Below are 13,214 nucleotides of genomic sequence, written 5' to 3'. Positions count from 1 at the left end.
TTCGCCTTTGCTAGGAAAACCATTGAAAAAACAAACCGCTAGAAACCTTTAATTATACCACCCAGCCTTCTGCCACCCCGCTTACAGCCCAAGCTGGCGCTTCATCTCAGCCCGTTTCTGATTCAGGCCTGCCAGCTCCGCAAACTCCTCCGGCGTGTGCCGGGATTGCCGCGAAAGCTGCTCGAGGCGATCACAGTAGGCGTCGTATCGCATCTTCAGAATCGCCGCTTTCAGCTCCTCTCCGACGATCCGTTCCTGCTCGCGCCGTTCCTCGATGACGGTCGGATCCTCAGGGTCTTTCAGCAGTAAATCCCGGACGTTTTCATCATAGTCTAGAATTTTGCGAAAGATTTCCTCGAAAGTTGGGGCATTTGCGCCGTTTCGCAATAGGTCGGACAGCAACTGAAACTCCGCCGAATCGCCCAGTGCGCGCGCATGCGTCGTCACTTCTTCGAACAGCTCGCCGTGCCGCGTGACGCTCAGGAGCGCCTGCTCGGCTTCCTCGTCGAGCACCGCCACCGTGCGCGGATGCATCACCAGGTTGCGCAGCGTCTTTTCTTCGATCCCGGTCACACTGCGCCGGTCTTTGCGGGCCGGCGCCGAGCGGGCGGCCGCCGCGATCCGGGCATCGACCTCGCACAAGGCGGCCACTTCGTCGAACGGCACGTCGAGCCGGTCGGCGAACATATGCATGATCTGCGCGCGCAGCGCATTCGCCGGCAGTTGCTGCAGCAGCGGTTTCGCGTCGAACAGCGCGCGGGCCCGGCCTTCCGGCTGGTCCAGCTCCTTGCCGGTCAGCACCTCGTTCAGCATGAACTGCGACAGCGGCATGGCGCGCTCGACCTGCTCGGCGAACGCTTCAGTGCCGAATTCGCGCACGTAGCTATCCGGATCGTGCTCGGACGGCAGAAACAGGAACCGGATGGTCCGATTGTCCGCCGCATGCGGCAGGCAGGCGTCCAGCGCCCGGCGCGCGGCGCGGCGCCCTGCCGAATCGCCGTCGAAGCTGAAGATGACCGTATCCGTCTGGCGCATCAATTTCTGCACATGAATCGGCGTGCAGGCCGTGCCGAGTGTGGCCACCGCGTTCTGGAACCCCAATTGGGCCAGCGCGACCACGTCCATGTAACCTTCGACTACCAGCACGTAATGCTGTTCGCGAATCGCCAGACGTGCCTCGAACAGCCCGTACAGCTCGCTGCCTTTGTTAAATAGAGGCGTTTCGGGCGAATTCAAATACTTGGGTTCGCCGCTGTCCAGCACGCGGCCGCCGAAGCCGATCACCTGCCCTTTCACATTGCGGATCGGGAACATGATCCGCTCGCGAAAGCGGTCGTACCGACGGTTCTGACCTTGCGCATCCGACTTTTCGCTGACGATTACCAGGCCCGATTCGACCAGAGAATCGTCCCGATAGTTGGGGAACGCAGGTTCGAGGTTCTGCCAGCCGTCCGGTGCATAACCGAGGCCGAAGCGGGCGGCAATCTCGCCGGTCAGGCCGCGCTTCTTCAGATACTGGATCGCGACCGGCGCGCCGCGCAGTTGCTTGCGGTAGAAATCGCAGGCGGTCTGCATGACATCCGACAGCGCCGTGGTAACCGCCTTGGACGCAGCCGGCGAATAACCGCCGGACCCGCCCCCGCCATATCCCGGCGAAGGCTCGTTCGGCACGGTCAAGCCGACCGATTGCGCGAGTTCGTTGACCGCCTCCGGAAAGGTCGACCCGACGTGCTCCATCAGGAAGCCGATCGCCGTACCGTGCGCGCCGCAACCGAAACAGTGATAGAACTGCTTAGTCGGACTAACCGTAAACGAGGGGCTTTTCTCGTTGTGAAACGGGCACAGCCCCATGAAGTTCGCGCCGCCCTTTTTCAACTGCACATACCGGCCGACCACGTCGACGATATCGACGCGGTTGAGCAGGTCCTGCAGGAATGACGGTGGAATCACAGTGAATGACGCTACCTAAAAAGCTCAGGTCTGCGCGTGCCGTCGGACAACGGCGCGCACAGACCGGAAATACGGGAATTACTTCGCGAGCGCGGCTTTGACCTGCGCCGAGACAGCGGTCATGTCGGCACGCCCGGCCAGCTTCGGCTTGAGCACGCCCATCACCTTGCCCATGTCCTGCGGGCCGGCAGCGCCTGTTTGCGCGACCGCGGCCTGAACCTCGGCAACGATTTCCGCTTCGGACATCTGCGCCGGCATATAGGCGGACAGGATGGCCAGTTCGGCCTTTTCCTTGTCGGCGAGGTCCGTACGGCCGGCAGCTTCGAACTGGCTGATCGAGTCTTTGCGCTGCTTGATCATCTTGTCGATGACGGCGGTGATCGCCGTGTCGTCAAGAGTGACGCGCTCGTCGACTTCGCGCTGCTTGACCGCCGCGAGCAGCAAGCGGATCGTGCCGAGACGCTCGGCCTCACGCGCCCGCATGGCAGCTTTCATATCGTCGTTGATCTGGTCCTTGAGACTCATCACTCACCTGAATGCGTTGAAAATTTAAAAACCGGCCGCTGACGGTACCCATGCGCCGAATCCAACACAAACGCCCGCTTGGGACTGCTTCCTCAAGCGGGTTGGCGCAATTTTGCGTAGTGGATGCGACCCTGCCGGCTGGCCCGAAGGGCCGTATTTTCCGTGACGGCACCTGCTGTGCCCTCACCGGTTGGATGTCGCCGCTCCGTTCGACGGGAACCGCGGCAACGCCAGAATCAGTAGAACTTCTTTGGCAGCATCTGGCTACGCAGACGCTTGAAATGACGCTTAACCGCAGCCGCCTTCTTGCGCTTGCGCTCAGCCGTAGGCTTTTCGTAAGACTCGCGGGCGCGCAGTTCCGTCAGCAACCCGTTTTTCTCCATCGTGCGCTTGAAGCGCCGCATGGCAACTTCAAACGGCTCGTTGTCTTTTACGAGGATGGTCGTCATTTTTCAATAACGGAACTTTGTAAAGGTTCAGGAGTATAGCAGAGCTTTCTCACAAAGCTAATGCGCCGTCAAGCCCCTGAAACGTGCTCCGCCGCCGCCTGGCCGGCCGCCACGCCGGAGGCCCACGCCCATTGGAAATTGTAGCCACCGAGCCAGCCGGTCACGTCGACCGCCTCGCCGATGAAGTACAAACCCGGCGTCCGGGCGCTCATCATGGTTGCCGACGACAGGTCGCGCGTGTCGATCCCCCCGCGCGTGACTTCGGCTTTGCGGTAGCCTTCGGTGCCGTTCGGGGTGAGCGTCCAGCGCGACAATGCCTCACCGACGCGGCGCAGCGTCTTGTCCGGCAGATCGGCCACGCGTGCCTCGGCGGGAATCTGGTGGGTTTCCAGCCAGACGTGGGCGAGCCGTTGTGGCACCCATTCCGAAAGCAGGTTGGCGATCTGGCGCTTCGTGCCGGTTTTGGCTTCCAGCAACGCGGCCGTGGCGTCCTGCTCGGCCAGCAGATTGATGTGAATCGGTTCGCCGGGCTGCCAGTAGCTCGAAATCTGCAGAACGCCCGGGCCCGACAGGCCGCGGTGCGTCAGCAGCAGATCTTCGTTGAATTCGGCGCCGGTCTTTTTGTTGCCGGTCGCCAGTTGCACTTCGAGCGAGACGCCGGAGAGCGCCGAGAACGGCTCCCAGTCGGCCGGAGCAAAGGTCAGCGGGACCAGGGCGGGGCGGGTGTCGATCAGTTTGTGGCCGAATTGCTTGGCGAGGCGGTAGGCGAAATCGGTGGCGCCGATCTTGGGAATCGACAGGCCGCCAGTCGCCACGACGAGCGCGCGAGCCGTGATCGGGCCCGCATGGGTATCCAGCGTGAAGCGCCCTTCGGCGTCATGCCGCACCTGTTCGACCGCAAGCGGCGTGCGCCACGCAACACGGCCTGCGTCGCACTCGTTCTTCAGTACGTTGATGACCGCGTCGCTCGACTGATCGCAAAACAACTGCCCCTTGTGCTTCTCGTGCCATGTCACGTGATGGCGCTTGAGGAGCGCCATGAAGTCGCGCGGCGTATAGCGCGCCAGCGCCGAGCGGCAGAAATGGGGATTGGCAGACAGGTAATTGGCCGGTCCGGCGTACAGATTCGTGAAGTTGCACCGGCCGCCGCCGGAAATGCGGATTTTTTCCGCGAGACGCTGCGAGTGGTCGATCAGTACCACGCGACGGCCGAGTTGCCCGGCCACGGCTGCGCACATCATGCCGGCCGCGCCTGCGCCGATCACGGCGATATCGAAGGATTCCATGGGGCCGCATTGTACCCGCGCGCCTGCGGCCCCTTGCCCGCACTGCTATACTTTAAGGCTTACCTTTTCACTTTTGGGCGCCGGAGTGGCTTGATCCGCGCGCCCGCTGAAACCGACCCAATCCACCCACCATGCTCGTTCTCGGCATCGAAAGCTCCTGCGACGAAACCGGTCTCGCGCTCTACGACACAGAGCGCGGCCTGCTCGCGCACGCGCTGCATTCGCAAATTGCGATGCATCGGGAGTACGGCGGGGTGGTGCCGGAACTGGCGTCGCGCGACCATATCCGGCGCGCGCTGCCTTTGCTCGAAGAAGTGATGGAACGGGCCGGCGCGGTACGCAGCGACATCGACGCGATCGCCTATACGCAGGGCCCTGGCCTCGCGGGCGCGCTGCTGGTCGGCGCGAGCGTCGCCAATTCGCTCGCCATGGCCTGGGACAAACCGACCATCGGCATCCACCATCTCGAGGGGCATCTGCTGTCGCCGCTGCTGGTGGACGAACCGCCGCCGTTCCCGTTCGTCGCACTGCTGGTGTCAGGTGGTCATACGCAATTGATGCGCGTAACGGACGTAGGCGTCTACGAGACCCTCGGCGAAACGCTGGACGATGCCGCCGGCGAAGCCTTCGACAAAACCGCCAAGCTGCTCGGCCTCGGCTATCCGGGTGGCCCGGAAGTGTCGCGAATGGCTGAATTCGGCACGCCCGGCGCGGTCGTGCTACCGCGTCCGATGCTGCATTCCGGCGACCTCGATTTCAGCTTCAGTGGCCTGAAAACCGCTGTCCTCACGCACGCCAGGAAGCTCGGCGGCGCAAATATCTGCGAGCAGGCAAAAGCCGATCTGGCGCGCGGTTTCGTCGACGCTGCCGTCGACGTGCTGGCGGCAAAATCGCTGGCCGCGCTCAAACGTACGAAATTGAATCGACTGGTGGTGGCAGGCGGCGTGGGTGCGAACCGGCAACTGCGCGAGGCGCTTTCCGCTGCAGCGAAGAAACGAAATTTCTTCGTGCACTATCCGGACTTGTCGCTGTGTACGGACAACGGCGCGATGATCGCGTTGGCAGGTGCATTGCGATTGCAACGCTGGCCCGATCAATCGGGTAAAGACTATGCGTTCACGGTGAAGCCGCGCTGGGACCTGACTTCACTCGCACGCTGAACGTCGCGGTCTGATGGCGTAAAAAAGCCGCTCGTTGAGCGGCTTTTCTATTCAGGCGATGTGGAACCCGCGAATCATGCCGCCCGCTTAGCCCGCTCGATCACGGCATACGCGCTGTGATTGTGAATTGATTCGAAGTTCTCAGCTTCGAGCACGTAAGCGACGATGCGCTCGTCCGCATTCAGACGCTGCGCGACATCACGCACCAGGTCTTCGACAAATTTCGGATTTTCATAGGCACGTTCAGTGACGAACTTCTCGTCCGGACGTTTGAGCAGGCCCCACAGTTCGCACGAGGCTTCTTCTTCCGCGATACGAACCAACTCTTCCACGGCCACGTTGCCCGCCAACTCCGCATTGATCGTGACGTGCGAGCGCTGGTTGTGCGCGCCGTACTGCGAAATCTTCTTCGAGCACGGGCACAGGCTCGTGACCGGCACCAATACTTTCAGGAACAGACGCGTCGCGCCGTGGCGGGTCTCGCCTGCCAACGTGACCTCGTAGTCGAGCAGACTTTGCACGCCCGACACCGGCGCGGTCTTATTCACGAAGTACGGGAACGACACTTCGATGCGACCCGCCTCGGCCTCGAGCTTTTCGAGCATCGCGGCGAGCATGGTGCGGAACGTGGCAGCCTCGAGCGGCGCCTTGTTCTCTTCAAGCAGCGCGACGAAACGCGACATGTGCGTGCCCTTCTGATCGGCCGGCAGATGCACGTCGAGATTCCATGTGCCGACCGTCGGCTGCGCTTCGCCGCCTTGCGTGCGCACCGTCAACGGATGGCGCACTGCCTTGACGCCGACTCGTTGAATCGGAATCTGGCGCGTATCGGGCGTGCTTTGCACGTCGGGCATCACAAAGGCGGGATTCATCTGGTTCATATTCTTGTCCTTTCAAGAAAACGCCGGGCTGCCTCAGGCAGGCCGCCCCAGGTTTTCCGCTCCGCGGGAAGCCTCCCGCCCCGAGGGAAGTCCCCAAGGAAGATTAGCGGATTACCCCATCGAGGGTTGTCGTGAGGCGACAGGTTTGCGTGCTCTCAGCGACTCTGCAAGTCGGGCCGCACAATGGCGAACGCCGGCCCCTGCCGGCGTTGGATGATGGACCCGAAGGTCCATCGGCTCAAATTGGAGATTGCTATGTCCGCCATAGCCGCGGCATGGCGCACGGCTGAGCAGCTCAACAACTCAGCCAACCGGCACGGTCAAGTTGCGTAACTGAGTAACGTAACTAAGTGACGCAACCGGGCGACGCAATTAAGCGACGCGCTTCACCGAGGATTGACCGGCGACCGCGCCGCTGGAGAGAAAGCGTTCGCGAATCGACTTGGCGATGCCCGTGGCGTCAAGACCACACGCGGCGAGCAACTTGGCCGGATCTCCATGATCGATGAAGCGATCCGGAAGGCCCAATTGTAGTACGGGCCGCATAACCCCACTCTCAAGCAGGGCTTCGACGCAAGCCGAACCTGCGCCGCCCATCACGCAGCCTTCTTCGACCGTGACGATGGCGTCGTGCGTTTCTGCCAGATGGCGGACCAGCTCGGCGTCCAGCGGCTTCACGAAGCGCATGTTCGCCACCGTGGCGTCCAGTTGCTCAGCTGCGGCGAGCGAGGGCGCCACCATCGTACCGAAGGCCAGAATCGCAATCCGCTTGCCGGCCGGTTGCGAGGTTTCGCGACGAATCTCGCCCTTGCCGAGCGGCAGCGCCGTCATCTGCTTGACGGTTGCGACGCCCGTGCCGGCGCCGCGCGGATAGCGCACCGCCGTCGGATTCGGCTGTTGCAATGCGGTGTACAGCATCTGACGACATTCGTTTTCGTCCGATGCCGCCATCACCGTCATGTTCGGGATACAGCGCATGAACGCCAGATCGTAAGCACCGGCGTGCGTGGCGCCGTCCGCGCCGACCAGACCCGCGCGGTCGATGGCGAACACCACCGGCAGGTTTTGCAGCGCGACGTCGTGGATCAGCTGGTCGTAAGCACGTTGCAGGAAGGTCGAGTAGATCGCGACCACCGGCTTCATGCCGTCCGCGGCCAGGCCGCCGGCGAACGTCACCGCGTGCTGCTCGGCAATACCGACGTCGAAGTAGCGATCCGGGAAACGCTTCTCGAACTCGACCATGCCCGAACCTTCACGCATGGCCGGCGTGATACCGATCACGCGCGCGTCCAGCTCGGCCGCGTCGCACAGCCATTCGCCGAACACCTGCGTGTAGGTCTTCTTCGACGGCGTGGTGGCCGGCTTGATGCCTTCAGCCGGGTTGAACTTGCCCGGGCCGTGGTACAGCACCGGATCGGCTTCGGCCAGCTTGTAGCCCTGGCCCTTTTTCGTCACGACGTGCAGGAATTGCGGACCGCGCAGTTCCTTGATGTTCTGCAACGTCGGGATCAACGAATCGAGGTCGTGACCGTCAATCGGGCCGATGTAGTTGAAACCGAACTCTTCGAACAGCGTGGCCGGCACGATCATGCCCTTCGCGTGCTCTTCCAGCTTGCGCGCGAGATCGAGCATGGGGGGCGCGACGCGCAGCACGCGTTCGACGCCCGCACGCGCGGCGGCGTAGAAGCGGCCCGACATCAGGCGTGCCAGATGGCGATTCAACGCGCCGACCGGCGGCGAAATCGACATGTCGTTGTCGTTCAGAATGACCAGCAGCGGCACGTCGTCTTCCACGCCGGCGTTGTTCATTGCCTCGAAGGCCATGCCGGCCGTCATCGCACCGTCGCCGATCACGGCGATGCCCGTGCGGTTCTCGCCCTGCAGCTTGCTGGCGACGGCCATGCCGAGCGCGGCCGAGATCGAGGTGCTGGAGTGCGCGGTGCCGAAGGTGTCGTATTCCGACTCGTCACGCTTCGGGAAGCCTGAGATGCCGCCGAGCTGACGCAGCGTGTGCATCTGGTCGCGGCGGCCCGTCAGGATCTTGTGCGGATAGGTTTGATGGCCGACGTCCCACACGATGCGGTCGCGTGGCGTGTCAAACACATAGTGCAGAGCAATGGTCAACTCGACCGTGCCGAGATTGGACGAAAGATGGCCGCCCGTCTGCGATACGCTGTCGAGCACAAAAGCACGCAACTCGTCGGCAAGCGGTTGCAATTGGCGGCGATCGAGGCGGCGCAAGGCTGCCGGGTCGTCGATGGTTTTCAGCAAGTCGTACATCGTCGTTCCATTGTAGGAAAACTTACGCGCCCGCACTTCATACATGCACCCCGTAGCAAAGGTGCGCGGCGGCGGGCTTTCGCGTTCAGCTAACCCGGTTCACCACCAGGTCGGCCAATTCGGCAAGACGCTGCGCGCGCGCGCCAAACGGCGCAAGCGCAGCGTGGGCGTCACTGCGCAGTTGCGCGGCAAGCGCACGCGACGCCTCTAGCCCAATAATCGACACGTAGGTCGGCTTGCCGTCCTTCGCGTCTTTACCCGCCGTCTTGCCAAGCGTCGCGGAGTCGGTCGTGACGTCGAGAATATCGTCGACAACCTGAAACGCGAGGCCGACAGCGGCCGCATACGCGTCAAGCGAACGCATGGCGTCCGCATCCGGCGTTTCGCCCGCCAGCGCGCCCATGCGCACCGCGGCACGCAGCAAGGCGCCGGTTTTCATCCGGTGCATGGTTTCCAGTTGCGCGCGCGTCAGCGTGTGACCGACGCTCGCGAGGTCGATGGCCTGGCCGCCGCACATGCCGACCGAACCGCTCGCCAAAGCCAGTTCACGCACGAGCGATGCCTGCTGCGCCGGCGCCAGCACGTCCGACGTCAGCGCGACGAATGCCTGCGCCTGCAACGCGTCGCCGACCAGCAGCGCCGTGGCTTCGTCATATTTGACGTGCACCGTGGGTTTGCCGCGACGCAGCGCGTCGTCGTCCATGCAGGGCATGTCGTCGTGCACGAGCGAATACACGTGGATCATTTCCAGCGCCGCCGCTGCCGCGTCCAGGCACTCGGCCCGCGCGCCGGTCAGCTCGCCGGCCGCGTGGCACAGCAACGGGCGCACCCGCTTGCCGCCACCCAGCACCGCATAGCGCATGGCCTCATGCAATTTGGCCGGCTCGGTCGCTTCCGTAGGCAGGTAGTGTTCTAGTGCCGATTCGACGCGTTCGAGTACCGCGCGCGTCCATTGTTCGAATGTCATAGGTCGTCCCCGCTTTCAGTAGCGGCTGTGCCTGCGGTATTCATGGGCAGCGGCTTGAGCGTCTCGCCATCGAGCACGCGCACCTGCTGCTCGACCTTCTCGAGCTGCTGCTGGCAAAACGCGACGAGGGCCGCACCGCGCCGGTAGGCGGCAAGCGACTCCTCGAGACTGAGATTGCCGCCTTCCATACGCGCAACCAGCCCTTCCAGCTCGGCCTGGGCCGCCTCGTAATTCTCGGGCAGCGGCGTGGTGTCGACGCCTTCAGCCGACGCGGCAGCAGTATCTTTCGACGCGGTCTTCGCCATGAATAGTCGCAAAATTAAAACAAGTCGGACATTCTACGGCAAAAGCGACATTTCCGATCCCACCGGCCGCCCACGCCCCGTCATGACCCTCCGTATCCGGCCCTCAGTCTCGCAGAAAAAAATCGATTGGTCTGCGGCAAAAACCGTGAACTTCTCTGACATTTTTGACCCAAATCAGGCACTTATGCGCCCCGAGGAAGGGGAATCGGGTATAATCGCGGGCTCCCTAAATCGAATCCATCGATGGTTGGGTTGTTCACTGCTTTCACGTCTTCACGGGAGTGGGAATGTCCAATCTGAGCAATGCATTGCAGTTGCGGTCTGTCCACAGCCAGCTGCCAGTCACGGCTTACTTTGACGAAGCGCTTCTAACGCGCGAAATCGACACCCTTTTCAAGAAAGGTCCTCGCTACATCGGCCACGATCTCATGGTGCCCGAAGCGGGGAATTATTTTGCTTTGCCCAGCGAGAGCGAAGGGCGTGTGCTCGTCCGTAACCAGCAGTCGCAAGTCGAACTGCTGTCGAACGTGTGCCGCCACCGGCAAGCCATCATGCTCAACGGCCGCGGCCAGGCGGAGAACATCGTCTGCCCCCTGCATCGCTGGACGTACGATCTGAACGGCCAGCTCCTCGGCGCACCGCATTTCGCTGACAACCCCTGCCTGAATCTCGGCGCCACGCCGCTGCAGAACTGGCAAGGCCTGCTGTTCGAAGCGCAGGGGCGCGACGTCGCGCGGGATCTGGCACGCCTCGGCACCAAGCAACACTTCGATTTTTCGGGCTTCATGTTCGATCACGTCGAAGTGCACGAGTGCAATTACAACTGGAAGTCCTTTATCGAGGTCTACCTGGAGGACTACCACGTCGCGCCGTTCCATCCGGGCCTCGGCAGCTTCGTCAATTGCGACGACCTGACGTGGGAATTCGGTGAGTGGTACAGCGTGCAGACGGTCGGCGTCCACAAGGATCTGGAGCAGCCGGGCAGCCCGACGTACCGTAAATGGCACGACGAAGTGCTGCGCTTCCGTGGCGGCAATCCGCCCGAATTCGGCGCGATCTGGATGGTGTACTACCCGGGCATCATGATCGAGTGGTATCCGCACGTGCTGGTCGTGTCGTGGCTGATTCCGCGCGGTCCGCAAAAAACCACCAACGTGGTGGAGTTCTATTACCCTGAGGAAATCGCGCTGTTCGAACGCGAGTTCGTCGAAGCCGAGCGCGCCGCCTACATGGAAACGGCCCGCGAAGACGACGAGATCGCCGAGCGTATGGACGCTGGCCGCCGCGCGCTGATGGAACGCGGCGAATCACAGGTCGGTCCGTATCAGAGTCCGATGGAAGACGGCATGCAGCACTTCCACGAATTCTTGCGGCGCGAACTCGGCGCCATCTGATTCGCGCGGAGTCCGCGCGTGCTCCGTATGCATCGGCGCTTGAACCGATCGCTTGCGCGAACCGCATCAAAGCATGGAAAGACGGGCTTCGGCCCGTCTTTTTTTGTTTAGACTATCAGTATCGTTCGGCCATTCGCTAACGGCGCCAAGCCGCCGGGCGAGCGCCGCAATCGCCCGCTTTACAACCATCTTGCATGGGACCGGAGACGTCATGCCGCACACTCACTACACCACACTCATTTCCGCGACCAACCTCGCGGAACGGCTGGCTGCCGCGCCGGGCAGCGTGTTCGTCATCGATTGCCGCTTCGATCTGGCCGACACAGAGGCGGGCGAGAAAGCCTATCTGGCCGGGCATCTGCCTGGCGCGCACTATCTGAACCTCGATCGCGATCTGTCTGGGCCGAAGAACGGCAGCAACGGCCGCCATCCGCTGCCGGAGCGCGCGCGGCTGGTGGAAACGCTGGAGTCCCGCGGGCTCAAGCAGGGTCAGCAGGTGGTCGCGTATGACGCGCAGGGGGGCATGTATGCCGCGCGCGCATGGTGGCTGCTGCGCTGGCTTGGCCACGACGCGGTTGCGCTGCTCGACGGTGGATTGCAAGCCTGGCAAGCCGCCGGCCATCCGCTGACGCAAGACGCGCCGGCGCAGAACACCGGCGACTTCAAGGCAGGCGCACCGCTTTCCGTCACCGTCGACGCGCAGACCGTCGAGCGCAATCTGGGCACGAAAGAACGCGTGGTGGTGGATGCACGCGCGAACGATCGCTATCGCGGCGAGAACGAAACGCTGGATCGCGTTGGCGGCCATATTCCCGGCGCGCTCAACCGCTTCTTCAAGGACAACCTCACCGCCGACGGCCGCTACAAACCGGCCCACACGCTACGTGAGGAATTCCATGCGTTGCTGGGCGACACGTCGCCGGAGCACGTCGTGTTGCAATGCGGCTCGGGCGTGACGGCATGTGTGAACGCGCTCGCCATGGAAGTCGCTGGCCTGCATGGCGCGGCGCTCTACGCGGGATCGTGGAGTGAATGGAGTTCTGACCCGAAGCGGCCGGTTGCAACGGGTCCGAATCCGTAAGCGACTGGGCGGTTGACTTAAGCGACGCCGTGCTGCTTGAACCATACCAGCACCCGTCGCCAGCCATCTTCAGCGTCGGCCTTCTTATAGCTCGGCCGGTAGTCAGCAAAAAACGCGTGGCCCGCGTCGTCGTACACGACGAATTGCGAGCCGCGCCCCGCCTGCGGGCCTTGCGCGATGGCCTGCTTCATCTGCTCGAGCGTGTCTTGCGGGATGCTTTGATCCTGCAGGCCGTATAGACCCAGGACCGGCGCGTGCAGATCCGCCACGCGATCGAGCGGGTTCGCGGGCATCGTTTGGCTGTGATCGCCACTGACCCGGCCATACCACGCCGCCGCCGCCTTCAGCCGGGGATTGTGCTCGGCATACAGCCACGCGATACGTCCGCCCCAGCAAAAACCATTCACCCCCAACCGGTTCAGATCGCCGCCGTGCTCGCCCGCCCACGCGACCGTGGCGTCGAGATCGTCCAGCGCCTGCTGGTCCGGCACCTTGCTCAGAATTTGATTGCTGATCTGCTGGATGGTCGGCAGCACCGCCGGATCGCCCTCGCGGACGAACAGATCCGGCGCGATCGCCAGATAACCGAGTTTGGCAAAACGCCGGCACACGTCGGCAATATGCTCGTGCACGCCGAACGCCTCATGGATCACGATAATCACCGGCAAGTGCGTCTTGCCCTTGGGCTGCGCGCGATAAGCCGGCACCAGCGTGTCGCCGGAATGCACCGCGATCTCGCCGGCCTCCAGACCGTCGCTATCGGTATGGATGGTTTGCGCTGACACCGGCAACACGGCCATGGCGAAACCGGTGCCGAACGCGGCCTTGATGAAAGTACGCCGATTGAAGGGAACGTGCGGGACCAGGCTGTCGATCTCGGGTTTCAGCATGCGGCGCTCCTCGGGGGAAGGGTGGATGCAACAGGATACGCTTCAC

The 13,214-nt window shown here is 62.9% G+C and carries 12 protein-coding genes; 3 read left to right on the top strand and 9 right to left on the bottom strand.

Annotation, left to right across the window (positions count from 1 at the left end):
- Positions 1–81: 81 nt before the first annotated feature.
- From dnaG to PQR67_RS10470, 4 genes are all read right to left on the bottom strand, one after another.
- Positions 82–1,950, bottom strand: coding sequence for a DNA primase (dnaG, locus tag PQR67_RS10485; RefSeq protein ID WP_408457958.1), 1,869 nt, complete (start codon positions 1,948–1,950; stop codon positions 82–84).
- Positions 1,951–2,028: 78 nt separating this feature from the next.
- Positions 2,029–2,475, bottom strand: coding sequence for a GatB/YqeY domain-containing protein (locus PQR67_RS10480; protein ID WP_408457955.1), 447 nt, complete (start codon positions 2,473–2,475; stop codon positions 2,029–2,031).
- Positions 2,476–2,711: 236 nt separating this feature from the next.
- On the bottom strand, positions 2,712–2,924 hold the full coding sequence (gene rpsU / locus PQR67_RS10475; protein ID WP_408457953.1) for a 30S ribosomal protein S21: 213 nt from the start codon (positions 2,922–2,924) through the stop codon (positions 2,712–2,714).
- 68 nt (positions 2,925–2,992) lie between these two features.
- The gene (locus PQR67_RS10470; RefSeq protein ID WP_408457950.1) at positions 2,993–4,210 is read right to left on the bottom strand and encodes a BaiN/RdsA family NAD(P)/FAD-dependent oxidoreductase; all 1,218 of its coding nucleotides are present in this window, start codon (positions 4,208–4,210) and stop codon (positions 2,993–2,995) included.
- Between the two features lie 131 nt (positions 4,211–4,341).
- On the opposite strand from PQR67_RS10470, the gene tsaD reads away from it, so the two are divergent.
- Complete coding sequence (tsaD, locus tag PQR67_RS10465) at positions 4,342–5,370, top strand: tRNA (adenosine(37)-N6)-threonylcarbamoyltransferase complex transferase subunit TsaD (protein ID WP_120348841.1); 1,029 nt, start codon at positions 4,342–4,344, stop codon at positions 5,368–5,370.
- A gap of 74 nt (positions 5,371–5,444) precedes the next feature.
- On the opposite strand, the gene folE2 is transcribed toward tsaD, so the two are convergent.
- The 4 genes from folE2 to PQR67_RS10445 all read right to left on the bottom strand — a co-directional run bounded on the left by folE2 (position 5,445) and on the right by PQR67_RS10445 (position 9,803).
- A complete protein-coding gene (gene folE2 / locus PQR67_RS10460) occupies positions 5,445–6,251 on the bottom strand; it encodes a GTP cyclohydrolase FolE2 (RefSeq protein ID WP_408457947.1) in 807 nt (268 codons plus the stop codon).
- A 372-nt stretch (positions 6,252–6,623) separates the two neighbouring features.
- Positions 6,624–8,531 (bottom strand): 1-deoxy-D-xylulose-5-phosphate synthase, encoded by a 1,908-nt coding sequence (gene dxs / locus PQR67_RS10455; RefSeq protein WP_408457944.1) that lies wholly within the window; start codon positions 8,529–8,531, stop codon positions 6,624–6,626.
- An 85-nt stretch (positions 8,532–8,616) separates the two neighbouring features.
- Positions 8,617–9,498 carry a polyprenyl synthetase family protein gene (locus tag PQR67_RS10450; RefSeq protein ID WP_408457941.1) on the bottom strand — a complete coding sequence of 294 codons (882 nt, stop codon included), beginning with the start codon at positions 9,496–9,498 and terminating at the stop codon, positions 8,617–8,619.
- Complete coding sequence (locus PQR67_RS10445; protein WP_120348837.1) at positions 9,495–9,803, bottom strand: exodeoxyribonuclease VII small subunit; 309 nt, start codon at positions 9,801–9,803, stop codon at positions 9,495–9,497. The genes PQR67_RS10450 and PQR67_RS10445 overlap by 4 nt, the downstream gene beginning before the upstream one ends.
- Positions 9,804–10,090: 287 nt before the next feature.
- On the opposite strand from PQR67_RS10445, the gene PQR67_RS10440 reads away from it, so the two are divergent.
- The gene (locus PQR67_RS10440) at positions 10,091–11,197 is read left to right on the top strand and encodes an aromatic ring-hydroxylating oxygenase subunit alpha (RefSeq protein WP_408457937.1); all 1,107 of its coding nucleotides are present in this window, start codon (positions 10,091–10,093) and stop codon (positions 11,195–11,197) included.
- 211 nt (positions 11,198–11,408) lie between these two features.
- The gene (locus tag PQR67_RS10435) at positions 11,409–12,278 is read left to right on the top strand and encodes a sulfurtransferase (RefSeq protein ID WP_408457934.1); all 870 of its coding nucleotides are present in this window, start codon (positions 11,409–11,411) and stop codon (positions 12,276–12,278) included.
- A 17-nt stretch (positions 12,279–12,295) separates the two neighbouring features.
- Here PQR67_RS10435 and PQR67_RS10430 read toward each other — a convergent pair whose 3' ends face one another.
- Positions 12,296–13,168: a dienelactone hydrolase family protein gene (locus tag PQR67_RS10430; RefSeq protein WP_408457932.1), complete on the bottom strand. Its 873-nt coding sequence runs from the start codon at positions 13,166–13,168 to the stop codon at positions 12,296–12,298.
- Positions 13,169–13,214: the final 46 nt, after the last annotated feature.

The sequence above is a fragment of the Paraburkholderia fungorum genome (assembly GCF_046026025.1).
Lineage (GTDB): Bacteria > Pseudomonadota > Gammaproteobacteria > Burkholderiales > Burkholderiaceae > Paraburkholderia > Paraburkholderia fungorum_E.
This window is presented reverse-complemented; position numbering and strand designations above follow the sequence as displayed.

What these genes read in the sequence shown, in the direction of transcription:
- PQR67_RS10445 (WP_120348837.1), bottom strand. Translation starts at nt 9,803, where the DNA reads ATGGCGAAGACCGCGTCGAAAGATACTGCTGCCGCGTCGGCTGAAGGC.
- PQR67_RS10480 (WP_408457955.1), bottom strand. Translation starts at nt 2,475, where the DNA reads ATGAGTCTCAAGGACCAGATCAACGACGATATGAAAGCTGCCATGCGG.
- dxs (WP_408457944.1), bottom strand. Translation starts at nt 8,531, where the DNA reads ATGTACGACTTGCTGAAAACCATCGACGACCCGGCAGCCTTGCGCCGC.
- PQR67_RS10435 (WP_408457934.1), top strand. Translation starts at nt 11,409, where the DNA reads ATGCCGCACACTCACTACACCACACTCATTTCCGCGACCAACCTCGCG.
- tsaD (WP_120348841.1), top strand. Translation starts at nt 4,342, where the DNA reads ATGCTCGTTCTCGGCATCGAAAGCTCCTGCGACGAAACCGGTCTCGCG.
- PQR67_RS10450 (WP_408457941.1), bottom strand. Translation starts at nt 9,498, where the DNA reads ATGACATTCGAACAATGGACGCGCGCGGTACTCGAACGCGTCGAATCG.
- PQR67_RS10470 (WP_408457950.1), bottom strand. Translation starts at nt 4,210, where the DNA reads ATGGAATCCTTCGATATCGCCGTGATCGGCGCAGGCGCGGCCGGCATG.
- PQR67_RS10430 (WP_408457932.1), bottom strand. Translation starts at nt 13,168, where the DNA reads ATGCTGAAACCCGAGATCGACAGCCTGGTCCCGCACGTTCCCTTCAAT.
- folE2 (WP_408457947.1), bottom strand. Translation starts at nt 6,251, where the DNA reads ATGAACCAGATGAATCCCGCCTTTGTGATGCCCGACGTGCAAAGCACG.
- rpsU (WP_408457953.1), bottom strand. Translation starts at nt 2,924, where the DNA reads ATGACGACCATCCTCGTAAAAGACAACGAGCCGTTTGAAGTTGCCATG.
- PQR67_RS10440 (WP_408457937.1), top strand. Translation starts at nt 10,091, where the DNA reads ATGTCCAATCTGAGCAATGCATTGCAGTTGCGGTCTGTCCACAGCCAG.